The sequence below is a fragment of the Amycolatopsis magusensis genome, assembly GCF_017875555.1.
GTDB lineage: Bacteria > Actinomycetota > Actinomycetes > Mycobacteriales > Pseudonocardiaceae > Amycolatopsis > Amycolatopsis magusensis.
Genome location: NZ_JAGGMS010000001.1, coordinates 708,367 through 733,336 on the forward strand (window position 1 = coordinate 708,367; position 24,970 = coordinate 733,336).

Sequence of the window (24,970 nt, forward strand, 5' to 3'; positions counted from 1 at the left end):
ATGATCACACGGGCGTCCACCTGGGACAATGCTCAGCTTCGGGCCGGATCGCAGGCAGCCCAGAACTCCTTGCCGAGCCGCGAAATGTGCACGGTCCGGCGAACGAACTTCACCCGTTTGACCGAGCTCTCCGCGGCCCGCACGAGGTCGTCGGTCATCAGGATTTCGTACTGGGTCTCGAGTTCGGGCACTTCCTCGTCCAGCTCCGCCAGGCCGAGACCGAGCAATCGGGTGACGTAACTGGGCACGTGGTCGAGCAGCGTAACCCCGGCCGCCTTGCCCACGGTCGAGGCGTTGCGCAGCACGACGCGGCCGGCGCCGCCGAGGCTCGTGCGCTCGGTGACGTCGATCAGCGGGAACGGCGCGCCGTCGGACAGCGCCGAGAGGATGCGGGCTTCGTCCGGCGTGAGCTGGCGCAGGATGATCGCGTACAGGTACTCGCGGGCGCGCTCACGGCCGAAGCCGATGGATCGGTTCAGCAGCTCGGCCATCGCCGCCCGCAGCGGCTCGATGCTGTCCGAGGACGGCATCACCACCACCGTGCCGCGGATCTCGCCGGTCAGCGGCGGCTGGATGTGCCGCCCGTTGCCGACGTTCATCGCGGAGGCTGCGCTCAACGCGGCCAGGTACGGGTCGTCGACCTCCTCCAGCCGCTTGCGCAGCTCGGTCAGCGCGAGCCGTTCGAGGGAGCGCAGGCCGCGTTCGGCGGCGTCGGCACCGGGCAGGCGCTTGCCGAGCGTGTAACCGGCACGGGCGGCGATGCTCGCCAGCCTGCCCGCACGCTCGGCGAAGTTCTCCTGAGCACCCACGGCGCCCCTCCCCTCCTGACGCCCCGGATACTACTTGTCAGTAGGTTCGGTAGGCCGAACGGACGCCCGTCGCTTCCATCACACCACGAGCCAGGCCTTCGCGGCGGCCACGCCGTCGAGGGTGATCTGGTGCCCACCGGCGTGCCGGTGCTCGGTGATCTCGGCCGACCGCTCGCGCAGGAACTCGACGTACTGCCCGGTCGAAGTCAGCGGGGCCATCGGGTCGCGTTCACCGTTGGACAGGAAGACCCGGGTGCCCCGCAGGTCGTGCGCCGGCGGGTCCGGCACCGGCGACATCGCGGCGAACAGCATCGCCTCGGTCAGCGCGTCCGGGCGCAGCAGCACGGTCGCGGCCGCGATGTTGGCGCCGTTCGAGAAGCCGAGCGCGACCAGCCGCCGGTCCTGCAGGCCGTACCGCGCCCGCGCCTCCTGCACGAAGTCGGCCAGCTGGTTCGCGCGGAAGACGACGTCCTCGGTGTCGAACACGCCCTCGCGCAGGCGGCGGAACCACCGCGCGGCGCCGTGCTCGGAGACCGGCCCGGCGGGCGCCAGCAACGACGCCCCCGGGTGCAGCTCCCCGGCCAGGCCGACCAGGTCGTCCGGGCCGCCGCCGGTGCCGTGCAGCAGGAGCAGCACGGGCGCCGACGGGTCACCCTCGACGAACTTGTGCTCCAGTGCGAGGTCGGTCATTTCCGCTCCATGTCGTTCTCGGCGGGCAGCTCCAGCTTCGGCAGCGAGGCTTCGATCTGCTCACGGGTCGGCTCCAGCCACGGCGGCAGCTTCAGCGCGCGACCCAGCTCGAGCAGCGGCTCGTCGATCGCGAAGCCGGGCTCGTCGGTGGCCATCTCCAGCAGGGTGCCGCCGGGCTCGCGGAAGTAGATCGAGCGGAAGTACTGGCGGTCCAGGATGGAGGTGACGTTCACCCCGCGGTCGACCAGTTCCTCGCGCCAGGCCACCTGGGTCTGCTCGTCGGGCACCCGCCACGCCACGTGGTGCACGGTGCCGGAGGCGACCAGGCCGCGCGGCGCGTCCGGGGTGACCAGCACGTCGACCAGCGCGCCGGGGCCGCCCTCACCGGCGGCGAAGCGGAACCGGTTGCCGTCCTGCTCGACGAAGCTCAGGCCGATGCCGTCGGTCAGCATGCCCGCCGTCGCGTCCTCTTGGGACACCGAGAGGGTGACCGAGTGCAGGCCGCGGATGGCGTGCTGCGCGGGCACGAGCGGGGTGTCCCACGGGTCGCGGGGGTCGCCCTGGGGGTGCGCGACCAGCGCGAGCTTGAGCCCGTCGGGGTCGACGAAGGAGAGCGTGTCCTCGTTGTCGCGGTTGGTCACCCGGCTGGTGCGCAGGCCGGTGGCCTCGAGGTGCTGCTTCCACCAGCCGATCGAGTTCTCCGGCACGGAGAAGGAGGTGGTGGTCGCCTGGCCGGTGCCGTGCCGCCCGCTGGGCGCGTCCTTCCACGGGAAGAAGGTCATCAGCGTGCCGGGCCTGCCGGACTGGTCGCCGTAGTAGAGGTGGTAGGTGCCGGGGTCGTCGAAGTTGACCGTCGTCTTCACCAGCCGCAGGCCGAGCGTGCGGAGGTAGAAGTCGGCGTTGCGCTGGGGGTCGCCGCCGATGGCCGTCACGTGGTGGAGGCCGCTGGTCTTGATGGACATCGCTACTCCTCGGGAAGCGGGGGTGCTCTCAAGCTAACCGGATAACCTCTCGCGCGCAAGATATATTCCGGCGAGAGATTTGGGGTACACTCGCGCTCGTGACGCGACCGGATCCGTGTACCGACGACGACGAGATCGTGACCTGGTGGGGCCTGGTGATCGAGGGCTACCTGGCCACGCAGAACAAACTGATGGGCGAGATCGCCGACCGCTTCGGCCTGGCGCCCGCCTCGTTCGACATCCTGCTGCGGCTGGTGCGCTCGCCGGACAACCGCATGCCGATGACCCGCCTGGCCGGTGAAGCCGCCCTGTCCAGCGGCGGCTTCACGAAGGTGGCGGACCGCCTGGTGGCCGCGGACCTCATCTGCCGCGTCCCCTCCCCGGACGACCGGCGGGTCACCTACGCCGTGCTCACCGACCACGGCCTGTCCGTGGCCTTGGAAGCGCGGCGGGCCTGCGCCGAAATCCTGCGCAAGATCGTCCTGACCCCCCTGGGCACCGCCGCCTCCACCTCCCTGGCCGACGCCATGCGCACCCTACGAACCCACAACACCTAACCCCACGTTCAAAACCCCGAACCCCACACCCACGCACCCGAACCCCACGTTCGCGCACCCGAGTCCCACACTCAGGCACCCGAGTTACACACCCGGGCAGCCGAATTCCACACTCGCGCACCCGGACCCCACGTTCAGACACCCGAGTTCCGCGCTCCCGCAGCTGAGTTCCACCTTCAGGCAGCCGAGTCCCACACTCAGGCAGCCGAGTCCCGCATTCAAGTGGCCGAGTTCGACATTCGGGTAGGCGAACCTCACACTCAGGCAAGCGAATCTCGCACTCAGGCAGCCGAAACACACACTCGCGCAAGTGAGTCAGCCAGCCGAACTCCACACTCGGGTAGGCAATTCCGCCGGTCCGCAGGAGCCGAGATGAGGCGGCCAGGCCGCAGGAGTGTCAGGCGGGTTGGGGTGCGGTGGTGCGGATGCGGATGGCGGTCCAGGTCACGAAAGTCCACAGGACCAGCGACGACAGCAGGTCCGTGAAGATGGTGGCGAACCAGAAGGCGGGGATGTCCGGCACCCCGAACAGGAAGTGGCCCAGGCTCGCCAGGCCCGAGAGCGAGAAGACCACCAGGTAGGCGTTCGCGGCCCAGAAACGCCGACGGGTGTAGGCGGAGTAGCCCAGTGCGGCGAAGGCGGCGAAGACGAACCAGCCGGCGCCGACCAGGATTTGGGTGGCTGCCAGGCTCAGGCCGTCCACCGGCGGGTAGTCCTCCGCGCGGATCGTGTTGTGCGCGTAGTGCAGGCCCGTGGTGAGCAGGCTCCCCGCCAGCACCCAGCGCAGGATCCGCAAACCCCGGTCATCCATGGTCGCTCCCCGACTTGATAGATCGCTCTAGCGCCGAGGGTAGGGCTGAAGCGGCCCCCGCGACAAGGGACAGGGCACAAGAGTCGCGGGGGCCGCAGAGAAAATCAGCGCTGGCGACCGTACAGGCGCATCGTGATGGGGCCGAACACGGCGATCAGCACCGCACACGAACCGAAGACCCACAGCAGGTCCGAACCCTCAACCGTGCCGTGCATCAAACCGCGTACCGAGCTGACCAGGTGCGTCACCGGGTTCACCTCGACCACCGTGCGCAGCCACGACGGCATGGTCGCCAGGTCGACGTAGATGTTGCTGCCGAAGGTCAGCGGCATCAGCACCATCATGCTCCAGCCCATCACCGACTTCGACGTCGACAACTTCAGCCCGAACATCGTCCACACCCACGACAGGCTGAACGAGAACACCAGCAGCATGGCCACCCCGGCCAGCACCCCGACGAACCCGCCGCCGGGCCGGAAACCCAGCAGCAGCCCCAAAAGGATGGTGATCGTGGCGCCGAGGAGATACCGGATGGCGTCGCCGAACAAGGCGCCGACGATCACCGACGGCCGCCAGATCGGCAGCGAGCGGAACCGGTCGAAGATGCCCTTCGAGATGTCCTCGTTGATGCCGACGCCGGTGTACATGGTGATCATCACGACGCTCTGCACCAGGATGCCCGGCAGGAAGAACTGCAGGTAGTTCTCGGTGGAACCGGCCAGCGCACCCCCGAACAGGTAGGTGAACATCAGCGTCATCATGATCGGGAACGCGGTCACGTCGAACAGCTGGTCCGGCACGTGCTTGATCTTCAGCAGCGCGCGCCAGCCGAAGGTGAACGAGGTGGACAGCGCGCTCGGCTTCGGCGGCCGTTCGCGGGTGGCCAGTGCCTTGAGCAGCCCGTCGTCGACGACCTGGGTGGACGTGGCCTGTGCGGATGTGGTGGTCATGCCACGCTCCCCTCGAGCTCTTCTTCGGTCTCTTCGGCGGTGTGCCCGGTGAGCGCCAGGAAGACCTCGTCCAGGCTCGGTTGCCCGAGCGAGTAGGCGGCCACCTTGACCCCGGCGGCGGGCAGTTCGGCCAGCGCCGCGGCCACCTTGTCCGGCTCGGGTACGCGCACGGTCAGCGCCACGGGATCGGAATCGTGCTCGATCGGCACGTCGAGCACCCGGGAGAGCACGCGACCGGCTTCCTCGCGCATTTCCGGCTCGGCCACCCGGACGTGCAGCGCGCCCGTGCCGACCGATGCCTTGAGCTGCCCCGAAGTGCCTTCGGCGATGATCTTGCCGCGGTCGATCACCGCGATCCGGTCGGCCAGCTGGTCGGCCTCCTCCAGGTACTGCGTGGTCAGCAGGACCGTGGTGCCGCCGGCGACCAGCGCGCGCACGATGTCCCAGACCTGGTTGCGGCTGCGTGGATCGAGGCCGGTGGTCGGCTCGTCGAGGAACATCAGGTCCGGGGCGATGACGATGCTGGCGGCGATGTCGATCCGCCGCCGCATGCCGCCGGAGTACGTCTTCACCAGCCGCTCGGCGGCCTCATCGAGCCCGAACGCCTCGAGCAGCTCGGTCGCCCGCTGCTTCGACGCGGGCCGCGAGAACCCGAGCAACCGGGCCAGCAGCACCAGGTTCTCCATGCCGCTGAGGTCCTCGTCGACCGAGGCGAACTGGCCGGTCAGGCTGACCCGCTTGCGCACCGCGTCGGCCTCGGTGGCCAGGTCGTGCCCGAACACGCGCGCCGATCCCCCGTCCGGGCGCAGCAGGGTGGCGAGCATGCGGATGGTCGTGGTCTTGCCCGCGCCGTTCGGCCCGAGGAAGCCGTAGACGCGCCCCTCCGGGACGGCGAGGTCGACCCCGTCCACCGCTCTCGTCTTGCCGAACGTCTTGACCAGGCCACTGGCCTCGATCGCCAAATCCATGGAACCCCCAAGGGTCGATCACCGGTATCGCTGGACTAGTTCTGCGAAGCGCTGCTCGGGCCAGGCTGGCCGGTCCCCGAGGACCAGCTCGGTGAACAACTGCTCGAGCCGGATCTGCCAGGCGGCCAGAACCGTAGCGCGCACCCCCGACAATTTCGCCGGGATCGTCTGGGTCAGCTCCACGTGGGTGGCGAGTTCGGGATCGTGGACGAGGCGCCAGCGCACCAGTCCGGCCGGTTCGCCGTCGTGGAGCCACCGGTAGGTCAGGTCCTGCGGCGCGTCCACCGCGGTCACCTCACCGGCCGGCACCGGGCCGATGGTGAACGGTAGCGGCGGTTCCTGCCCGACTTCAACCGGTTTCCCCCCGGAGAGTGCGGCCCACACGGTGTCGAACGCCCGCCACACCACGTCGAGCCGGAACACCACCCCGTCGTCGGTCACCTCCCCGCGTGCGACCTCGTATTCACGCAGGTAGGAAGTCATGAGCGGACGGTGGTCGAGCGGTTCCTCGGTGCGCCCGTCCAGCTCCGCGGAGAGCGCCGCGAGGCAGGTGTCCCAGCCCGCCGCGGTGCGGTGCGCGGTGAACCGCGCGCCCTCGGCCATGGTGTGCGTGAACACCAGCACGCAGCCGGACGCCGCGGGCAGGATCTCGAACCGCAGCACGTCGGCGTTCCAGCGGAAGGCGTACACCTTGGGTGAGTCGTATTCGAGGATCTCGCCGTAACTCGGCTCGTCCTCGCCGGGGAAGGTGAACTCCATCTTCGCGCCGGGCTTCAATTCGGCGGCGATCAACGCCGGGAACCACCGCGCCATTTCGGCGGGCTCGGTGATCGCGCGCCACACCTTGGCGGGTGAATGCGCGAGCTCGCGCTCGAACCGCAGTACCGGCTTGTCACCGATGGCGCTCAACACGGCCGGATTCATGACGGGTCCTCCTCATCGGGCATGGTTTCGAGGTGGCGTTCGAGCGCGTCCAGGCGCGAGTTCCAGAGCGCGCGGTACGGCGCGAGCCACGCGTCGATCTCGGCGAGCGGCTCGGGGCACAGCCGATACCACCGTCGCTGCGCGTCCTGGCGGACTTCGACGAGTCCGGCTTCGCGCAGCACCTTCAAGTGTTTCGACACCGTGGGCTGGGTGAGCGTCAACCGGTCGACCAGTTCCCCGACCGGTCGTTCCCCGGCGCGGAGCAGGTCGAGGATCTCCCGGCGGCGGGGCTCGGCCAGCACTTCGAACGTAGTTGCCACTCAGGGAATATAGCCCGCAAGGCATACAACCTGTCAAATGACGGCCCCGCAGGCTGGACTGCACAACCTGCGGGGCCTCGGCCGAACTGGCGCCCGGGCACCGGCTCGACCTGCTGTCCTTGGTACCCGCAACGGCCCAGCGCACACACGGACTCGCGCCCGGCCCGCGTGCCGGACAGAATGGCCCGATGGCCGATCTGAAACCACGCAGCCGGGACGTCACCGACGGAATGGAACGAGCGGCGGCGCGCGGCATGCTCCGCGCCGTCGGCATGGGGGACGACGATTTCGCGAAACCGCAGATCGGCATCGCGTCCTCGTGGAACGAGATCACCCCGTGCAACCTGTCGCTGCAGCGGCTGGCGCAGGCGAGCAAGCAGGGCGTGCACGCCGGCGGCGGCTTCCCGATGGAGTTCGGCACCATCTCGGTGTCCGACGGGATTTCCATGGGGCACGAGGGAATGCACTTCTCGCTGGTGTCCCGCGAGGTGATCGCGGACTCGGTGGAGACGGTGATGCAGGCCGAGCGGCTGGACGGCGCGATACTGCTGGCCGGGTGCGACAAGAGCCTGCCGGGCATGCTGATGGCCGCCGCGCGGCTCGACGTGGCCGCCGTCTTCCTCTACGCGGGCTCGATCCTGCCGGGCACAGTGGACGGCCGTGAGGTCACCATCATCGACGCCTTCGAAGCGGTCGGCGCGTGTGCGCGCGGGTTGATCACGCGTGAAGAGGTCGACAAGATCGAGCGCGCGATCTGCCCGGGCGAGGGCGCGTGCGGCGGGATGTACACGGCGAACACCATGGCCTGCGCGGCCGAGGCGCTGGGCATGTCGTTGCCGGGCTCGGCCAGCCCGCCTTCGGTGGACCGCCGTCGCGACCGGTTCGCGCGCGAAAGCGGCGAGGCCGTGGTCGGCCTGCTCGCCGCGGGCATCACCGCTCGGCAGATCCTCACCCGCGAGGCGTTCGAGAACGCGATCGCCGTGGTGATGGCACTCGGCGGCTCGACGAACGTCGTGCTGCACCTGCTGGCCATCGCACACGAGGCCGAGGTCGAACTGACCCTGGACGACTTCACCCGCATCGGCGACCGGGTCCCGCACCTGGCCGACGTGAAACCGTTCGGGCGGCACGTGATGACCGCGGTGGACCGGGTCGGCGGGGTGCCGGTGGTGATGAAGGCCCTGCTGGACGCGGGCCTCCTGCACGGCGACTGCCTCACCGTGACCGGCAAGACCCTCGCCGAGAACCTGGAAGAGTTGGCGCCGCCGGAACTGGACGGCGAGGTGGTGCGCAAACTGTCCAACCCGATCCACCCGACCGGCGGCCTCACCATCCTGCACGGCAGCCTGGCGCCGGAAGGCTCGGTGGTGAAGAGCGCAGGCTTCGACTCGACGCTCTTCGAAGGCACCGCAAGGGTTTTCGACGGCGAGAAGGCCGCGATGGACGCCCTGCCCACGCTGCAAGCCGGTGATGTGGTGGTAATCCGCTACGAAGGCCCACGCGGCGGCCCGGGCATGCGCGAAATGCTCGCGGTCACCGGCGCGATCAAGGGCGCAGGGCTGGGCAAGGATGTCCTGCTGCTCACCGATGGACGCTTTTCCGGTGGCACCACGGGATTGTGCGTCGGCCACGTGGCCCCCGAGGCAGCACACGGCGGCCCGATCGCTTTCGTCGCCGACGGCGACCCGATCGTCCTGGACCTGACCGCGCGAACACTGGACCTGCGAGTCAGCCCCGAAGAACTCGCGCGCCGCCGGGAAGGCTGGACGCCCCCCACGAGCCACCGAACCGGAGTGCTCGGCAAGTACGCACGCCTGGTGGGCTCCGCCGCCCAAGGCGCCGTCTGCTCATGACACAAATGTGGCTTTGGGGGCGGATTCGGCCCCCAAAGCCACATTCGTGACATCGGCCCCCTCCCCTGATGCCGTGAATGCCACATTCACGGCACCAAACGCGCCTCCCGGCCACACCAAGCGACCCCCAGCACCACACACCCGCGCCCCGGCAGCAACGCGACCCGACCACACGACCCCAGCACCACACAAACGTGACCCGGCAACGGAAGCCGGCAATCGCCCACACTCCCCCATCCCGCCCCGGTCCCCAGCCAAAAACACGGCGGGATTCCTTTGTCAAGGCACGCTTTCCCGCCTTGACAAAGGAATCCCGCCGTAGTCACACTAAAAAACCGGGGCGGACCCCAACGATCAAGACACCGTATGCAACTCCAGTATCCGACTGACCTCAGCAGCCAACCGATCCCGCCCCGCACTCAAGTAAGCACAAGGATCATGCACCGCCGGGTTCCGGTGCCGGTACTCCATCACCCCATCAGCGAACACCCGTCGCACCAAATCCGCACACGTCAACCGCATGATCCCCGCACGCACAGCGGCAACCAGCTCCCCATCAGTCCCAACCGGACAGTCCGCCAGCGCCAACGGCACACCAGTCCGCCGACGCAAACGCGAGATCAGATCCAAGTCCGGCATACCATCCCGCGCCCCCACAGCCAGCGTGTCCACCCCCGTAGCCGCGGCGAATTCGCCGGCGTTCGCCGGGTCGACCCGGCCGCCTAGGCCCGCTTCCACCCAGACCCCGTTGCGGTGGCAGTATTCCACCACCTCCCGCGTCACCGCCAAGTCCGAAGTGGACACCCGGAACAACACCGAGCCGAAGCCCAGCTCGACCACCTCGGTCATGCGCGAGAGCGAGTCCACGTGGTCGAAGTGCAGCGCCACCGGGACGGTCGCCGACTTCGCCGCGGCCAGTGCGGCGGCGGCGATCGGGGCCAGCGCGCCGTGGTAGCGCACCGCGGCCCGGCTGATCTGCAGCAGGACCGGCGAGCGCACGGCCTGTGCGCCGTCGATCACCGCCGTCAGCTGCTCCAGCTGGATGACGTCGAACGCGACCCGGCCGGGCCGCAGGATTTCACGCGCCGAGACGAGCGGCATCGGTCACCTGCCAGGCGAGCAGCCCCGCGCCGAGGCAACCGGCGCGATCCCCGAGTTCGGCCACCCGCAGTTCGGGCGGTCGCTGGAAGGTCAGGTACCCGGCCAGCGCGCGGCGCACCGGCTCCACCAGGAACTCCCCCGCGCCGAACAACCCGCCCCCGAGCACGACCACCTCCGGGGCGACCACCGTGGTCAGCAGGCGCAGCCCGCGGGCGAGCGCGTCGACGGCCTCGTCGAAGATCGCGTTCGCGTCCGGGTCACCGGCTCGTGCCGCGTCGACCACCACCCGCGCGCCTTCGTCCGGCCGCCCGGTCCGCTCGGCGTACCGCCGTCCGATCGCCGAGGCCGACGCGACCGCCTCCAGGCACCCGACCGCACCGCACGGGCACGGCAGGCCGTGGCCGACGTCGGCGTGCCCGATCTCCCCCGCGTACCCGCCTGCCGCGTACGGCTTCCCGCCGATCATGATCGCGACCGCGATCCCGGTGCCCACCGGCAGGAACGCGCAGTTGGCCACGCCACGAGCGGCTCCCGCGGTCGCCTCGGCGAGCCCGCCCGCGCGCACGTCGTGGTCGAAGGCCACCGGCACCCCGAGCCGTTCGGCGAGGATCGCTTCGAACGGCACGTCGCGCCAGCCCAGGTTGGACGAGTAGTGCGCCACCCCGCCGTCGACGATGCCAGGCACCACCACGCCGACGCCCGCGGGCGCGCGCCCGCCGGTCAGTTCCGCGGTGATCGCCACCACCTGCTCGGCGACCGCCGCCGCGGTGGTGTGCCCGCCGAGCGCTCGCGCGGTCGGCTGCCGCAGCACCGCCAACTCGGTCAGGTCGCGGTCGAGCAACGCGGCCTTGATCGCCGTGCCGCCGATGTCCAGTGCCACCACCGCAGGATCCATGGGCTGATTCTGCCGCCTCACCGAACACGCCGGGAGCCCGGATCAGCTCCCGAGCACGCGGTGGGCGTTGGCGACCCTCGCCTGGTTGGCTGCTTCGAACTCGTCGAACCGCGTCCGCTCGCGCTCGACCACCTGCCGTTGCAGCGCGGTTTCGGCTTCATACCAGGTCCGCACCAGCCCGGTGGACTGCTTGCAGCCCACGTCCACCTGCGCGGCCCGCACCTCCTCCGGTGAGGGCGCCGGGGAATCGAGCTGCCACTTCGCGTCGGCGATCGCGTCTTCCGGAGTCGCATAGGCGAAACCGTGCCCGGCCATGCAGGTGCGCCAGGCCTCCCGTGCGGCGACCACGGGTGCGAGCTTGGCGGACTCCTCCAGCGCACTGAAGTCCTGATCGGCCAGCCAGCCGGTGTCGGCGACCGGGGCGTCCTTGCGCAGTTCGCGCTGGGCTTCGTCCGAGCAACCGTTTTCCCCGTCGAGCAGCGTGCGTACTTCCTCGCTCAGCCCGGCTTCCCATTCCTGCTGCCGCAACGACCGTTTCTCGCTCGCCTCGTCACTCGGGAAATGGTAACCGAAACGCGTCGCCACCGATTCGTCCACCAAACCGTATCGGCGACTGTTTTCCGTTCCGGCGACCGCGTTCGAACCGCCGATCTCCGGAATGTCCACCTCGTAACCGCGCATGCGCATGCAGGTTTCGGCCAGCGTCGAACGCGCCTTCTCCACGGTGACCCGATCCGGCGCGGCGAGCTGGTATTCGTCGAAGGGCAGCACGAAACCGCTCACCGGCAACGCCTCGGCGGGCAGCGGCGGTGGTGGTTCCTCCCCGGCACAGCCGGCGAGGGCCAGCAGGCCGAGCAGCACAGGGGCGATCCGGGCACGCACGACGACTCCTTCCACGGGAGCGATCGTGGGTGCACCGGCGGCCCGGTGCACCCACGAATCGGCTGGTTACAGGTCCGGCGCGCAGATGTCGACCGCGCTGAGCCGGTTGTCGCCGATGGCGTTGTTCGACAGGAAGCCGTCGTCCTGGTTGTTCTCGATCCGCGTGTGCGCGCCCGTGCCGCCCACGTGCTGCCACAACCGCACCTGGCAGCCACGGCGGTTCTTCACCGAGCTGGTCTCGTTGTCGATGCTGTCGTTGGAGCCGACCCAGTAGTTGTTGTTCAGGTCCCAGTCATCGCTTCGGAGGTCGAGCCAGTGGTTCGTGTTGCCGTTGTTGTAGTCGTTGTTCTCGAACAGGCAGAAATTGCCCGAGCTGCAGCTGCCCGCCAGCACACCGGCCGAAGCCGGCATCGCGGCGAGGCCGAGGCCACCGGCCGCGGCGATGGACACAACGGCAGCCGAAATGAGTTTCCGCACCGATTTGCTCCTTTTCCCGATTGACGAGGTGAGCATTTCGCGAACGGGGAAGGATCACCAGGTGACGATGTGGACTACCGCGGATGACGTTCGTCATCACCGGTCGAGCAGCAGCGCGATCCCGTCGAGCACCCTGGCCAGGCCGAATTCGAAGGTCTCGTCGAACAGGGTCATCTCGGACTGCTCCGACATCAGCTCGCTCAGCCGGGGGTGGTCCTCGGCCACCACGGTGCCCGCGAGGTCGCGGCCGGTGGTCTCCCACCACTGCTCGATGTCCACTCCGGACGCCCGCCGCGCCTCCCAGTCGTTGGCCATCAGCAGGCCGATCCCGCTGGTGTAGTGGTTGACCGTCAGCACCAGCTGGAACTTCATCACCGCGGACAGGCCGAGCCCGTCGAACGAGGCGAGCGCCCACTCCACCTCTTCGGTCATGTTGGGCAGCAGCACCGTGCGCGGGGTGGTGACGAACGGCAGCACCCACGGGTGCCGCTTGTACAACTCCCAGTCGTAGCGCGCGATCGCGGTCATCCGCTCCCGCCAGCCGGTCAGCCCCGGCGAGCGCGGCGACTGCCGGGCGATCACCTCTTCGACCATGAGCGAGAGCAGTTCGTCCTTGCCCGGCACGTACCGGTAGAGCGACATGGTGCCCGCGCCGAGTTCGGCGGCGATCCGGCGCATCGACAGCGCGTTCGCGCCTTCGGCGTCGGCCACGTCGATCGCCGCCTGGACGATCGCCTCGACCGTCAGCGCCCGGTCCGGGTCCGCCGGGCGCGCCACCGTCGCCCCGGCGGCCACCCGCGCGCGGTAGGCCTTGGCCTGGCAGGACCGCGAGCAGTAGCGCGGCCGGCGGCCCCGCGTGGGCACCTCCAGCGGCTCACCGCATTCCACACAGCTCATTTCCACACGCACCCTTCTCGTGACGAAATGCTACCACAGTAGCCGTGACGAAATAGCCGCGTGACGATTTGACCTGCACATATGCTGCTTGTGCGCCCGTTTACGGCATGCGTATCTTGTACGCACGCTCTCCGCGTACACCGTATTCCGAGGGGAAGTCACCATGACCGCCAAAGCCAGCCGCAAGGACTGGTTCGGCCTCGCCGTGCTCGTACTGGCCTGCCTGCTCGTGTCGATGGACATGAGCGTGCTGCTCTACGCGATCCCGTTCCTCAGCGAGGACCTCACCCCCAGCAGCACGCAGCTGCTGTGGATCATCGACATCTACGGCTTCCTCCTGGCCGGGATGCTGATCACCATGGGTTCGCTCGGCGACCGGATCGGCCGCCGCAAGCTGCTGCTCGGCGGCGCGGCCCTGTTCGGCCTGGCCTCCGTGGCCGCCGCCTTCTCCACCAGCCCCGAACTGCTCATCGCCAGCCGTGCGCTGCTGGGCATCGCGGGGGCGACGCTGGCGCCGTCCACCCTGGCGCTGATCCGCAACATGTTCACCGATCCGGACCAGCGCCGGACCGCGATCGGCATCTGGACCGGCGGGTTCGGCGGGGGCGTGATGATCGGCCCGATCGTCGGCGGGGTGCTGCTCGAACACTTCTGGTGGGGCTCGGTGTTCCTGATCAACGTGCCGGTGATGGTGCTGATGCTGGTGCTCGCGCCGCTGCTGCTGCCCGAGTTCACCGATCCGCGGCCGGGCCGGTTCGACCTGGTCAGCGCGGGACTCTCGCTCGCCGCGGTGCTGCCGATCATCTGGGGGATCAAGGAACTGGCCGCGGGGGCGAGCGACTGGCGGGCGATCGCCGCGCTGATCGCCGGGCTCGCCGTCGGCGTGGTGTTCGTCCAGCGGCAACGCTCGCAGGCAGACCCGCTGATCGACCTGAACCTGTTCGCCGGCCGCCGGTTCAGCACGGCCATCGCCACCACCACGGTGACCCAGTTCGCGATGATGGGCCTGGCCTTCTTCAGCTCCCAGTACCTGCAGTCGGTGCTCGGGTTCAGCCCGCTCGCGGCCGCACTGTGGAGTCTGCCGACGATGATCGGCATGTTCGCCGGGCTGGCGCTCGGCGGCGTGCTGGCGACGAAGGTCCGCCCGGCCTCCCTGATGGGCGGCGGCCTGGCGATCAGCGCGGCGGGGTACGTGGTCTTCAGCTTCTCCACGCCGGACAGCGGGCTGCCCCTGCTGCTCGCCGGCGGCGGGCTGATGACGCTGGGCATGGGGGTCGTGACCGTGCTGGCCACCGAGGTGGTGCTGGCCACCGCACCGCCGGAGCGCGCGGGCGCGGCCTCGGCGTTGTCCGAGACCAGCACCGAATTCGGTGGTGCGCTGGGCATGGCGGTGCTGGGCACGATCGGCGCGGCGGTCTACCGGTCGGCCGTCGAGGTGCCCGCCGGGCTACCGGCCGAGGCCGCCGAAGCCGCGCGCGACACCCTCGGCGGCGCGGTCGCGGTCGCCGCGAACCTGCCGCCCGAGGTGGCTCCCGGCTTCCTGCGTGGTGCGCACGAGGCGTTCACCGACGGCATGAGCGTCACCATGCTCATCGGGGCCGGTGTGCTGCTGGTCGCCGCCGCGCTGGTCGCGGTGCTGCTGCGCCAGGTCAGCCTGTCACGAGTCGAAGTCCACGGTTAGCCGGTCGGCCGACGGGAAGCTCTGGCAGGTGAGCACGAAGCCCGCGTCCACTTCGGACTGTTCGAGGGCGAAGTTGCGCCGCATGTCGGCCTTCCCGTCGGTCACCTTCGCCCGGCAGGTGCCGCACACCCCGCCCTTGCAGGCGAACGGCAGATCCGGCCGCAGCCGCTGCGCACCGTCCAGGATGGACTCTTCGCGGGACAGCGGCACGGTGGTGGCCCGGCCGTCCAGCACGATGGTCACGTCGCTGCTCGGGCCTTCGATGCGCGCGTCCGGGTGCCGCACCGGCGCGGGCGGCAGGTCGTCCACGTAGAACAGTTCCTGGTGCACGCGTTCCCGCGGCACACCGCGGCGCTCCAGCACGTCCTGCGCGTCGGTGACCATGCCGTACGGCCCGCACAGCCACCAGTGGTCCACCCGCTCGGCGACCATCAGCCGGTCGATCAGCTCGCTCAGCTTCTCGCCGTCCAGCCGCCCGCTGAACAGCTCCGCCTCGCGCGGTTCCCTGGACAGCACGTGCACCAGTTCCAGGCGCTCGCGGTAGCGGTCCTTCAGATCGGCCAGCTCGTCGGCGAACATCACCGTGTCGGTGCGGCGGTTGCCGTAGAACAGCGTCGCCGAGGACGCCGGGTCGGCCAGCACCGAAGCCACGATGGACAGGATGGGCGTGATGCCCGAACCGGCCGCGATCAGCACGTGGTGGGCGGCCTGGTCCAGGTCCGGGGTGAAGTTGCCGGTCGGCGGCAGCACCTCGACGACGTCCCCGGCGGCCACCTCGTGCACCAGCCAGCTGGAGAACATGCCGCCCGGGACCTCGCGCACCCCGATCCGCGGCCGGGCTCCGGCGGGCGCGCAGATCGAATAGGACCGGCGCTCCTCGCGATCCCCGACCACCCGTCGCAGGGTCAGCGACTGCCCCGGCAGGAACGCGTACTCCTCGGCCAGTTCCGGGGGGACGTCGAAGGTGACGGCCACGGCGTCGTCGCACAGGCGCTCCACCCCGGCCACCCGCAGCGGGTGGAACTCCGAGCGCCGGCGGGTCCTCGTCGTCGTCACTCAGATCTCCTTGAAGTGCTCGAAGGGCTCGGCGCAGGCGCGGCACCGGTTCAGCGCCTTGCAGGCCGTGCCGCTGAACTCCGACAGTCGTTCGGTGTCCGCGGAACCGCAGTGCGGGCAGGTGGTCCGCGGCCGCGGGGCGCTCAGCGTCAGCGGGATCGGGCCGGACGGCCGCTTCGGCGCGGTACCCGGCGGCGCGATCCCCGCCTCCGCGAGCTTGCGGCGGCCGGATTCGCTGATCCAGTCCGTGGTCCACGCCGGGTGCAGCACCGTGCGGACCTCGACCTCGCGGTACCCGGCGTGCCGCAGCGCGTGCTCCAGGTCGTCGCGCATGGTGTCCATGGCCGGGCAGCCGGTGTAGGTGGGCGTGATCGCCACCGTCACCCGTCCGTCCTCTTCGGACACCTCACGCAGCACACCCAGCTCCGCCAGCGTCACCATCGGCAGCTCGGGATCGGTGACCGTCTCGGCCACGGCGTGCGCGCTCACCACGTCGCTCCGGGGTGCGCGCGGGCCACGCTCTGCATTTCGGCGAGCAGCGAAACCAGCTCATCGGTGTGCCTGCCTTCGCGGCCGCCGCTCTCGGCGACCGGCGAGGCGGACGGGAGTCGCAGCGTGGCCGCGGAAAGCACCTGCGCGAGCACGTCGTCGAACTCGGCGCGCAACTCGGCATCCGCACCCTCGAACAGTTCCGCGGTGTACGGCCACACGGCGTCGAGCCCGGCCTGCATCTTCTCGTGCGACAGCTCGGTCCCGTCGCCGAGCCGGACCGTCCACTGTGCCGCGTAGTCGCGGTGGTAGACCAGTTCCTTGACGCCCTTGGCCGCGATCGCCGCGAGCACCTGGTCCGCCGACGAGGTGAGCCGCTGGAACCGCGCCAAGCGCCAGGTGCTGAACACCAGCAGCCGGGCGACGGAGAAGGCGAAGTCCCCATTGGACAGTTCGACCAGGCGCACGTTGCGGAACCCGCCGCTGTCGCGCAGGAACGCCAGCTCGTCCTCACCACGGCCGGTGCCGTCGGCCTTGCCCGCGCGGGCCAGCAGCAGCCGGGCCTGGCCGAGCAGGTCGAGGCCGATGTTCGCCAGCGCGACCTCGTCCTCCAGCTCGGGTGCGTTCGTGCACCACTCCTGCAGCCGGTGCGACATGACCAGCGCGTCGTCACCGAGCATCAGGCAGTAGGCGGCCAGCTCGGCGGCGTCCACTCCGGACGGAACCGTGGTGTCCACACCGGACAGCGGGTCGTCGAAGCCGGTGCCGAACGCCCAGCGGGAGTCGTCGGTGCCTTCGCTCAGGGCTTCGTACGCGTTGTCAAAGGACATCAGGCGCTCACATGTGGGGGACGTTGTCGGGGATGTCGTAGAAGGTCGGGTGCCGGTACACCTTGTCGCCGCTGGGCGCGAAGAACGGGTCCTTCTCGTCCGGGCTGGACGCGGTGATGGCGGCGGCCTTGACCACCCAGATGCTCACGCCCTCGTTGCGCCGGGTGTACAGGTCACGCGCGTGCCGCACGGCCATCTCGTCGTCCGCGGCGTGCAGCGAGCCCACGTGCACGTGGTTCAGCCCGCGCTTGCCCCGCACGAAGACCTCGTACAGCGGCCAGTCGTGCTTCATGCCGACGCCCCCTTCTTGGCCGCGTGCGCGGCAGCTGCCTCGCGCACCCACGCGCCTTCCTCCTGTGCCTTGCGGCGTCGCTCGATCCGCTCGGCGTTGCACGGACCATCGCCCGAGATCACCCGCTTCAGCTCGGACCAGTCGATCTCGCCGAAGTCGTAGTGCCCGCGCTCGGCGTTCCACTTCAGGTCCGGGTCGGGGAAGGTGACCCCGAGCGCCTCGGCCTGCGGCACCGACATGTCCACGAACCGCTGGCGCAGCTCGTCGTTGGTGTGGCGCTTGATCTTCCAGGCCATCGACTGCGCGGTGTTCGGCGACTCGGCGTCCGGCGGGCCGAACATCATCAGCGACGGCCACCACCAGCGGTTCACCGCGTCCTGCACCATCTCACGCTGCGCATCCGTACCCCGCATCATCGTCATCAGCAGCTCGTAACCCTGCCGCTGGTGGAACGACTCCTCCTTGCAGATCCGGATCATCGCGCGTGCGTACGGCCCGTAGGAACTGCGGCACAGCGGGACCTGGTTGCAGATCGCCGCGCCGTCGACCAGCCAGCCGATCACGCCGACGTCGGCGAAGGTCGGCGTCGGGTAGTTGAAGATCGAGGAGTACTTCTGCCTGCCGTTGATCAGCTTGTCGGTCAGGTCGGCGCGGTCGGCGCCGAGCGTGGTCGACGCCGAGTACAGGTACAGCCCGTGCCCGGCCTCGTCCTGCACCTTGGCCAGCAGGATCGCCTTGCGGCGCAGCGACGGCGCCCGGGTGATCCAGTTGCCCTCCGGCTGCATGCCGATGATCTCGGAGTGCGCGTGCTGGGCGATCTGGCGGATCATCGTCTTCCGGTACGCCTCGGGCATCCAGTCGCGCGGCTCGATCCGCTGATCGCGCGCGATGGTGTGCTCGAAGTGCGCTTGCAGGTCCTCTTCGGACAGTTCGGCGACCGCGGTCACTTCGCCTCCTTCTCCACCAGCGTGAGCACGTCGTACTTCGCCACCGAGGCACCGTCCTGTTTGGTCACGTCGGCGTCCCACCGCACTTCGCCGTACTCGGCGTTCTCCCGCGGGGTGATCTGCTTGGCCGTCAGCGTCACGGTCAGCTCGTCACCGGGGAACACCGGCGTCAGGAAGCGGAGGTTCTCCAGGCCGTAGTTCGCCAGCACCGGGCCCGGCTCCGGCGAGACGAACAACCCGGCGGCGAACGACACGATCAGGTACCCGTGGGCGACCCGGCCACCGAAGAACGGGTTCGCCTTCGCAGCCTCTTCGTCCATGTGCGCGTAGAAGGTGTCCCCGGTGAACTCGGCGAAGTGCTCGATGTCCTCCAGCGTCACCGTGCGCGGGCCCGCCGTCACCGAGTCGCCGATCTTCAGCTCCGCCAGCGACTTCCGGAACGGGTGCGCCTCGGTGGCCGTCCGGTCGGCGCCCTCCACCCACCGGTTGGTCACCGCGGCCAGCACCTTCGGGCTGCCCTGCACGGCCGTGCGCTGCAGGTGGTGCAGCACGCCGCGCATCCCGCCCATCTCCTCGCCGCCGCCCGCGCGACCCGGGCCGCCGTGCACCAGCTGCGGCATCGGCGAGCCGTGGCCGGTGGACTCCTTCGCGTCGTCGGCGTCGAGCACCAGCACGCGGCCGTGCCACGGCGCGACCCCCAGGACGACCTCTCGCGCGAACGCCGTGTCGCCGGTCACCACCGATCCGGCCAGGCTGCCCTGGCCACGGGCGGCCAGGTCGATGAGCTGGTCGACGTTGGTGAACGGGATCAGCGTGGACACCGGGCCGAATGCTTCGACCTCGTGCGGCTCGGCGCGGTCGGCGTCGTCGGCACGCAGGAGCACCGGCGAGATGAACGCGCCGCGCTCGGCGTCGGCGTCCACCACGTCCACGCGCTCCGGGTCACCGAAGACGATGTGACCGGCGTCGAGCAGCGACTTGAGCGAGCGGCGGACCTCCTCACGCTGCTCCAGGCTGGCCAGCGCGCCCATCCGCACGCCTTCGCTGGTCGGGTTCCCGACGGTCACCTTCGCCAGGCGCTCGCTCGCCGCCTGCGCGACGTCGTCGATCAGTTCGGCGGGCACGAACGCGCGCCGGATCGCGGTGCACTTCTGCCCCGCCTTGACCGTCATCTCGGTGACCAGCTGCTTGACGTACAGGTCGAACTCGGTGGTGCCGGGCTTGGCGTCCGGGCCGAGCACGGACAGGTTCAACGAGTCGGCCTCGGCGGTGAACCGCACGGAATGCCGCACCACCGCCGGGTGCGCCCGCAGGTGCTGCGCGGTCGACGCGGAACCGGTGAACGAGACCAGGTCCTGCCCGGTGACGTGGTCGAGCAGATCACCGGCGCCGCCCGCGACGAACTGCAGCGCGCCCTCGGGCAGCAGCCCGGACTCGATGATCAGCTCGACCAGGCGCGCGGTCAGGTACGCGGTCTGGCTGGCCGGCTTGACCAGGCTGGGCACGCCCGCGATGAAGGCGGGCGCGAACTTCTCCAGCGGACCCCAGACCGGGAAGTTGAAGGCGTTGATCTGCACCGCGACACCCCGCATCGGCGTGCAGATGTGCTGGCCGGCGAAGGTGCCGCCCTTGCTCAGCGGCTCGACCGCGCCGTCGACGTAGACGGTGTCGTTGGGCAGTTCGCGCTTGGCCTTGCTGGCGTAGCTCAGCAGCACGCCCATGCCGCCGTCGACGTCGAACTTCGAGTCGCCGAGCGTGGCACCGGTGCGTGCCGACAGCGCGTACAGCTCGTCGCGGTGTTCGCGCAGGTGCAGGCCGAGCGCCTTGAGCAGGTTCGCGCGCTGGTGGAAGGTCAGCTCACGCAGGGCCGGGCCACCGACGCGGCGGCCGTGCGCCAGCGCGGCTCCCATGTCGATCCCGGCCGAGGAGATCCGGGTGACCTCTTCCCCGGTGACCGCGTCGTGCAGCGGGACGCCTTCCGCGTCCGGCGTGTGCCAACCACCCGAGACGTAGCTGCGGAGCACTGCCATCGAGTCCGACCTCCCGGAATTACCAACCGTACGTTCAGTAAGTACTGTAGCCGGGCGGGCCGGTGAACACCAGCTATCCGCCCCAGGCGAGCGGCAGGTGCAGCACGCCGTTGATGAAGTTCGACGTCAGGTGCCGGACCTCCCCGGCCAGGCGGACCTGCGGCAGCGCACGCAGGAATTCGGTGAAGAAGATCCGCATCTGCAACCGCCCGAAGTGGGCGCCGAGGCACACGTGCGGGCCCTGCCCGAAGGCCAGGTGGTCGTTCGGCTCGCGGATGAGGTCGAACTCGAACGGGTCCCGGAACACACGCTCGTCGAAGTGCGCGGACGCGTGGTAGACGACGACCTTGTCACCGGCGCGGATGAGCTGACCAGCGAGTTCGACGTCCCTGGTCGCGGTGCGCCGGAAACTGAGCACGGGCGGGTGCCAGCGCAGCATCTCCTCGATCGCGGACGGCAGCAGTTCCGGGTGCTCGCGCAGGCGGGCGTACTGCTCGGGGTGCTCGACCAGGGCGTGCACCCCGCCGGGCAGCGCGCTGCGCACGGTGTCGTTGCCCGCGATCACCACGAGGAAGAAGAACATGTCCAGCTCGGCGCCATCGAGGTCGGCGCGGACGAGCGCGGTCATCAGGTCGTCGCCCGGTTCGGCGCGCTTGCGGTCGGCGAGTTCGCGCGCGTAGGCGAACATGTCCGCGAGCAACGCCGGAGACCGCGGGTTGAGCGGCTTGCCGTCGTCACCGAGGATCACCTCGGCGTGCTCCGGGTCCTGGTAGCCGATCACCCGGTTGGTCCAGTGCAGCAGGAGTTCGCGGTCCTCGGCGGGCACGCCGAGCAGGTCGGCCAGGTTGAGCAGCGGGAAGTCGTCGGTCACGTCGACCGGCAGGTCGCATCCGCCACGGTCCGCGACCGCGCCGATCAGCCGCCGCGCACGTTCGGCGATCCGCTCGGCCGAGCGTTCGAGCCGCTTCCGGGTGAACACCGCGGCGACGACCTTGCGCAGCCGGTTGTGCTCCGGCGCGTCCATGTTGAGGATCGCCCGGCGGATGAACGCCAGGTCGTCCGGCTCGGGGTCACGGATCTGCGTGGCACCGAGCCAGGACGAGAAGTCTTCGGGTGTGCGCAGCACGTGCTTGACGTCCGCGTGCCGGGTCACCGCCCAGAAGCCGGGTCCGGCGGGCCAGCCGAGCACCTCCCGCTCCTCCTGCCAGGCGACCGGGGCGGTGTCCCGCAGCTCGCGGAAGGCCTCGTGCGGCAGGCCGCCGGCGAAGACCGTCGGATCGAAGACGTCCGGCATGGCTCAGCTCCAGTCGTGGAAACCCTTGCCCGTCTTGCGGCCCAGCTCGCCCTTTTCCACTTTTTCCCGCAGAAGCCGCGGCGGCTCGAAGCGGTCGCCGAGGGTGCTCGCCAGGTACTCGGCGATGGCCAGGCGCACGTCGAGGCCGACCAGGTCGGTGGAGCGCAGCGGGCCCATCGGGTGGCGGTAGCCCAGCTCCATCGCGCGGTCGATCGACTCGGCGTCGGCCACGCCCTCCTCCAGCATGCGGATGGCTTCGAGGCCGAGCATCACGCCGAGCCTGCTGGTGGCGAAGCCCGGCGAATCCCGGACCACGACCTCGCTCTTGCCGAGCACGCCGACCCAGTTCAGCACCTGGTCGCGCACCGAAGCCGCGGTTTCCGGCCCGAGCACCACCTCGACCAGCTTGGAGGCGGGCACCGGGTTGAAGAAGTGCATGCCGAGGAACCGGTCCGGCTTCGCCAGCGCGGCGGCCAGTTCGGTGATCGACAGCGAACTCGTGTTGGTGGCCAGCACGGTGCCCTCGCCGACGGCCCGCTCCGCGGCGGTCAGCACGTCGACCTTGAGCTTGGCCACCTCCGGCACGGCCTCGACGACCAGCGCGGCGTCGGACGGCAGCTGGTCGATCGCGGTGCACACACTCACCCGTTCGATGACCTCTTCCGGGGTGCCGTCGAGCTTCCCGCGCTCGGCCGCCCGCCGCAGCCCGGTCAGCACGCGCTCCCGCGCGGCGTCGGCGGCCGAGGCGTCGCCTTCGACGACCACCACCCGCGCCCCCGTCGCGGCGAAGACCTGCGCGATCCCGGCCCCCATCCGGCCACCGCCGATCACCCCGATCGCTTCCACGCGCACCTCCACACTTGACACCGCCATCGACCGGAAACATTATTAACCGTCCATTCGGTCAGTTAGCAAGAGTGGAGCGCCGATGGATACCAACGCCGCCCAGCGCATGTTCGAGGCCGACGAGGCGTCCAGGGCGCTGGGCATCGAACTCGTCGAAGCCGCCGGCGGGCGGGCCGTCGCGCGGATGAAGGTCAGCTCGTCGATGGTCAACGGGCACGACCTCGCCCACGGCGGCTACCTCTTCCTGCTCGCCGACACCACCTTCGCCTGCGCCTGCAACAGCCATGGCCCGGTGACCGTGGCGGCCGGCGCGGAGATCGACTTCGTGGCGCCGGCCCGGCTCGGTGACGAACTCACCGCGACCGCGGCCGAGCGCACCCGCTACGGGCGCAACGGGATCTACGACGTGACCGTGTGCCGGGCGGACGGCGCGGTGATCGCGGAGTTCCGCGGCCGCAGCCGCGTGATCGAACCGAAGGACAAGTCGTGAACAGAACCGAGCTCCAGGCCGTCCAACTGGAACGTCTGCAGTGGACACTCGAGCACGCCTACCGCAACGTGCCGCTCTACACCAGGAAGTTCGACGAGGCCGGGGTGAAGCCGTCGGACTGCCGGTCGCTGGCCGATCTGGCGAAGTTCCCCTTCACCACCAAGCACGACCTGCGCGACAACTACCCGTTCGGCATGTTCGCCGTGCCGCAGGACCAGGTCCGCCGGATCCACGCCTCCAGCGGCACCACCGGCAAGCCCACCGTGGTCGGCTACACCGAACGCGACCTCGACACCTGGGCCACGGTGATGGCGCGCTCGATCGAGGCGGCGGGCGGGCGGCCGGGGCACAAGGTGCACGTGGCCTACGGCTACGGCCTGTTCACCGGTGGCCTGGGCGCGCACTACGGCGCCGAGAAGCTCGGTTGCACGGTGATCCCGGCGTCCGGCGGCATGACCGCGCGCCAGGTGCAGCTGATCGTCGACTTCGAGCCGGACGTCATCATGGTCACCCCGACCTACCTGCTCACCCTGCTCGACGAGTTCGACCGGCAGGGCATCGACCCGCGGTCCACCTCGCTGAAGGTGGGCATCTTCGGCGCCGAGCCGTGGACCGAGCAGATGCGCGCGGAGATCGAAGACCGCATGGGCATCGACGCGGTCGACATCTACGGGCTGTCCGAGGTGATGGGCCCCGGGGTGGCGCAGGAGTGCGTGGAGACCAAGGACGGGCTGCACATCTGGGAGGACCACTTCTACCCCGAGGTGATCGACCCGATCGACGAGCACGTGCTGGGTGCGGGCGAGATCGGCGAGCTGCTGTTCACCTCGCTGACCAAGGAGGCGCTGCCGATCATCCGGTACCGCACGCGTGACCTGACCCGGCTGCTGCCGGGCACCGCGCGGCCGGAGTTCCGGCGGATGGAGAAGGTCACCGGGCGCACCGATGACATGATCATCCTGCGTGGGGTCAACCTGTTCCCCACCCAGATCGAGGAGATCGTGCTGCGCACCGAGGCACTGGCCCCGCACTTCCAGCTGGTGCTGACGCGGCCGGAGCGGATGGACCACCTGACCGTCCACGTCGAGGCCCGCGAGGACGCGACCACCGCGCAGCGCGCCGCCGCGGCGGCGGAACTGGTGCGCGAGGTGAAGGACCGGGTCGGCGTGACCGTGGACGTTTCGGTGGTCGACCCGGACACCCTGGAACGCTCGATGGGCAAGATGCGGCGCGTGCTCGACCGGCGAGAGCGGGCATGACGGCGGCGAAGCCCGCGCGGCGGGGCAGGCCCGGGTACGACCTGGAGTCGCTGCTGACCGTCGCGGTGAAGCTGTTCAACGAGCGCGGGTACGACGGCACCAGCATGGAGGACCTGTCCAAGAAGCTGGGCATCACGAAGTCGGCGATCTACCACCACGTACCGAGCAAGGAGGAGATGCTCCGGCTCGCCGTGGACCGCGCGCTCGACGGGCTGTTCGCCGTGGCCGACGAGGTCGCCGAAGCGGACGGCCCGGCGATCGACCGGCTGGAGCGGCTGGTGCGGGGCAGCGTCGAGGTACTGGTGGACCGGCTGCCGTTCGTCACGTTGTTGCTGCGAGTTCGCGGGAACACGAAGGTGGAACGGACGGCGCTGGCCCGTCGGCGCGAGTTCGACCGGATCGTGACGGACCTGGTGAAGGCCGCCGAAGCGGAAGGCGATGTCCGCCCCGACGTGGACCCGGCGGTCACCAGCCGCTTGCTGTTCGGCATGGTCAACTCCCTGATCGAGTGGTACCGCCCCCGCGGCGGCGCCTCCGCCCAGGAACTCGCGGACGCCCTCTGCAAAATCGCCTTCACCGGCCTACGCCAGCCCTAACCCCCGGGCGAGTCCCACGTCCCCGCACCCGAACCCCACACCCGCTGCCCGAGCCCGCCAAGGC

General features: G+C 69.9%; 27 protein-coding genes. 6 read left to right on the forward strand and 21 right to left on the reverse strand.

What is annotated here, in order from left to right; translation table 11 throughout:
• Window positions 1-32 precede the first annotated feature (32 nt).
• The 3 genes from JOM49_RS03325 to JOM49_RS03335 form a co-directional block, all read right to left on the reverse strand.
• Complete coding sequence (locus tag JOM49_RS03325) at window positions 33-809, reverse strand: Abi-alpha family protein (RefSeq protein WP_209662898.1); 777 nt, start codon at window positions 807-809, stop codon at window positions 33-35.
• A gap of 78 nt (window positions 810-887) precedes the next feature.
• Window positions 888-1,499, reverse strand: coding sequence for an alpha/beta hydrolase (locus JOM49_RS03330; RefSeq protein WP_209662899.1), 612 nt, complete (start codon window positions 1,497-1,499; stop codon window positions 888-890).
• Window positions 1,496-2,461 carry a ring-cleaving dioxygenase gene (locus JOM49_RS03335; RefSeq protein WP_209662900.1) on the reverse strand — a complete coding sequence of 322 codons (966 nt, stop codon included), beginning with the start codon at window positions 2,459-2,461 and terminating at the stop codon, window positions 1,496-1,498. The genes JOM49_RS03330 and JOM49_RS03335 overlap by 4 nt, the downstream gene beginning before the upstream one ends.
• A 98-nt stretch (window positions 2,462-2,559) precedes the next feature.
• Between JOM49_RS03335 and JOM49_RS03340 the strand changes: the two genes are divergently transcribed.
• Window positions 2,560-3,018 (forward strand): MarR family winged helix-turn-helix transcriptional regulator, encoded by a 459-nt coding sequence (locus tag JOM49_RS03340; protein ID WP_209662901.1) that lies wholly within the window; start codon window positions 2,560-2,562, stop codon window positions 3,016-3,018.
• A 397-nt stretch (window positions 3,019-3,415) separates the two neighbouring features.
• On the opposite strand, the gene JOM49_RS03345 is transcribed toward JOM49_RS03340, so the two are convergent.
• From JOM49_RS03345 to JOM49_RS03365, 5 genes are all read right to left on the reverse strand, one after another.
• On the reverse strand, window positions 3,416-3,829 hold the full coding sequence (locus JOM49_RS03345) for a hypothetical protein (RefSeq protein WP_209662902.1): 414 nt from the start codon (window positions 3,827-3,829) through the stop codon (window positions 3,416-3,418).
• Between the two features lie 104 nt (window positions 3,830-3,933).
• On the reverse strand, window positions 3,934-4,779 hold the full coding sequence (locus JOM49_RS03350) for an ABC transporter permease (protein WP_209662903.1): 846 nt from the start codon (window positions 4,777-4,779) through the stop codon (window positions 3,934-3,936).
• Complete coding sequence (locus JOM49_RS03355; protein ID WP_209662904.1) at window positions 4,776-5,747, reverse strand: ATP-binding cassette domain-containing protein; 972 nt, start codon at window positions 5,745-5,747, stop codon at window positions 4,776-4,778. The genes JOM49_RS03350 and JOM49_RS03355 overlap by 4 nt, the downstream gene beginning before the upstream one ends.
• An 18-nt stretch (window positions 5,748-5,765) precedes the next feature.
• Entirely contained in the window at window positions 5,766-6,671 is a 906-nt protein-coding gene (locus tag JOM49_RS03360) for an SRPBCC family protein (protein WP_209662905.1), read from the reverse strand.
• Complete coding sequence (locus JOM49_RS03365) at window positions 6,668-6,991, reverse strand: ArsR/SmtB family transcription factor (protein ID WP_209662906.1); 324 nt, start codon at window positions 6,989-6,991, stop codon at window positions 6,668-6,670. Before JOM49_RS03365 ends, JOM49_RS03360 begins: the two co-directional genes overlap by 4 nt.
• A 188-nt stretch (window positions 6,992-7,179) precedes the next feature.
• Here JOM49_RS03365 and ilvD point away from each other — a divergent pair, with 188 nt between their 5' ends.
• A complete protein-coding gene (ilvD, locus tag JOM49_RS03370; protein WP_209662907.1) occupies window positions 7,180-8,844 on the forward strand; it encodes a dihydroxy-acid dehydratase in 1,665 nt (554 codons plus the stop codon).
• Window positions 8,845-9,198: 354 nt separating this feature from the next.
• On the opposite strand, the gene JOM49_RS03375 is transcribed toward ilvD, so the two are convergent.
• From JOM49_RS03375 to JOM49_RS03395, 5 genes are all read right to left on the reverse strand, one after another.
• Window positions 9,199-9,945 carry a class II fructose-bisphosphate aldolase gene (locus JOM49_RS03375; RefSeq protein ID WP_209662908.1) on the reverse strand — a complete coding sequence of 249 codons (747 nt, stop codon included), beginning with the start codon at window positions 9,943-9,945 and terminating at the stop codon, window positions 9,199-9,201.
• The gene (locus JOM49_RS03380) at window positions 9,923-10,840 is read right to left on the reverse strand and encodes an ROK family protein (protein ID WP_209662909.1); all 918 of its coding nucleotides are present in this window, start codon (window positions 10,838-10,840) and stop codon (window positions 9,923-9,925) included. The genes JOM49_RS03375 and JOM49_RS03380 overlap by 23 nt, the downstream gene beginning before the upstream one ends.
• A gap of 42 nt (window positions 10,841-10,882) precedes the next feature.
• Window positions 10,883-11,722: a hypothetical protein gene (locus JOM49_RS03385; protein WP_209662910.1), complete on the reverse strand. Its 840-nt coding sequence runs from the start codon at window positions 11,720-11,722 to the stop codon at window positions 10,883-10,885.
• 66 nt (window positions 11,723-11,788) lie between these two features.
• Window positions 11,789-12,199 carry a peptidase inhibitor family I36 protein gene (locus JOM49_RS03390; protein ID WP_209662911.1) on the reverse strand — a complete coding sequence of 137 codons (411 nt, stop codon included), beginning with the start codon at window positions 12,197-12,199 and terminating at the stop codon, window positions 11,789-11,791.
• Window positions 12,200-12,295: 96 nt separating this feature from the next.
• A complete protein-coding gene (locus JOM49_RS03395) occupies window positions 12,296-13,096 on the reverse strand; it encodes a TetR/AcrR family transcriptional regulator (protein WP_209662912.1) in 801 nt (266 codons plus the stop codon).
• A 163-nt stretch (window positions 13,097-13,259) separates the two neighbouring features.
• On the opposite strand from JOM49_RS03395, the gene JOM49_RS03400 reads away from it, so the two are divergent.
• Entirely contained in the window at window positions 13,260-14,777 is a 1,518-nt protein-coding gene (locus JOM49_RS03400) for an MFS transporter (RefSeq protein WP_209662913.1), read from the forward strand.
• On the opposite strand, the gene paaE is transcribed toward JOM49_RS03400, so the two are convergent.
• From paaE to JOM49_RS03440, 8 genes are all read right to left on the reverse strand, one after another.
• Window positions 14,754-15,833: a 1,2-phenylacetyl-CoA epoxidase subunit PaaE gene (gene paaE / locus JOM49_RS03405; protein ID WP_209662914.1), complete on the reverse strand. Its 1,080-nt coding sequence runs from the start codon at window positions 15,831-15,833 to the stop codon at window positions 14,754-14,756. The two genes, JOM49_RS03400 and paaE, sit on opposite strands and share 24 nt — an antisense overlap.
• Window positions 15,834-16,325, reverse strand: coding sequence for a 1,2-phenylacetyl-CoA epoxidase subunit PaaD (paaD, locus tag JOM49_RS03410; protein WP_209662915.1), 492 nt, complete (start codon window positions 16,323-16,325; stop codon window positions 15,834-15,836).
• A complete protein-coding gene (paaC, locus tag JOM49_RS03415) occupies window positions 16,319-17,152 on the reverse strand; it encodes a 1,2-phenylacetyl-CoA epoxidase subunit PaaC (RefSeq protein WP_209662916.1) in 834 nt (277 codons plus the stop codon). The genes paaD and paaC overlap by 7 nt, the downstream gene beginning before the upstream one ends.
• A 7-nt stretch (window positions 17,153-17,159) precedes the next feature.
• Window positions 17,160-17,444: a 1,2-phenylacetyl-CoA epoxidase subunit PaaB gene (gene paaB, locus JOM49_RS03420; protein WP_209662917.1), complete on the reverse strand. Its 285-nt coding sequence runs from the start codon at window positions 17,442-17,444 to the stop codon at window positions 17,160-17,162.
• Entirely contained in the window at window positions 17,441-18,391 is a 951-nt protein-coding gene (gene paaA, locus JOM49_RS03425) for a 1,2-phenylacetyl-CoA epoxidase subunit PaaA (protein WP_209662918.1), read from the reverse strand. The genes paaB and paaA overlap by 4 nt, the downstream gene beginning before the upstream one ends.
• A complete protein-coding gene (gene paaZ / locus JOM49_RS03430) occupies window positions 18,388-20,421 on the reverse strand; it encodes a phenylacetic acid degradation bifunctional protein PaaZ (RefSeq protein ID WP_209662919.1) in 2,034 nt (677 codons plus the stop codon). Before paaZ ends, paaA begins: the two co-directional genes overlap by 4 nt.
• 73 nt (window positions 20,422-20,494) lie before the next feature.
• Window positions 20,495-21,715, reverse strand: a complete 1,221-nt coding sequence (locus JOM49_RS03435) for a cytochrome P450 (protein WP_209662920.1) — start codon at window positions 21,713-21,715, stop codon at window positions 20,495-20,497.
• Window positions 21,716-21,718: 3 nt separating this feature from the next.
• Window positions 21,719-22,588 (reverse strand): 3-hydroxyacyl-CoA dehydrogenase family protein, encoded by an 870-nt coding sequence (locus tag JOM49_RS03440; RefSeq protein WP_209662921.1) that lies wholly within the window; start codon window positions 22,586-22,588, stop codon window positions 21,719-21,721.
• A 79-nt stretch (window positions 22,589-22,667) separates the two neighbouring features.
• Between JOM49_RS03440 and paaI the strand changes: the two genes are divergently transcribed.
• From paaI to JOM49_RS03455, 3 genes are read left to right on the forward strand one after another with little or no spacing between them, the layout of a single operon-like run.
• Window positions 22,668-23,051 carry a hydroxyphenylacetyl-CoA thioesterase PaaI gene (gene paaI / locus JOM49_RS03445; protein ID WP_209670738.1) on the forward strand — a complete coding sequence of 128 codons (384 nt, stop codon included), beginning with the start codon at window positions 22,668-22,670 and terminating at the stop codon, window positions 23,049-23,051.
• Window positions 23,048-24,310, forward strand: a complete 1,263-nt coding sequence (gene paaK, locus JOM49_RS03450; protein ID WP_282770003.1) for a phenylacetate--CoA ligase PaaK — start codon at window positions 23,048-23,050, stop codon at window positions 24,308-24,310. Before paaI ends, paaK begins: the two co-directional genes overlap by 4 nt.
• The gene (locus tag JOM49_RS03455) at window positions 24,307-24,906 is read left to right on the forward strand and encodes a TetR/AcrR family transcriptional regulator (protein ID WP_209662923.1); all 600 of its coding nucleotides are present in this window, start codon (window positions 24,307-24,309) and stop codon (window positions 24,904-24,906) included. The genes paaK and JOM49_RS03455 overlap by 4 nt, the downstream gene beginning before the upstream one ends.
• The last annotated feature ends 64 nt before the right edge of the window (window positions 24,907-24,970 follow it).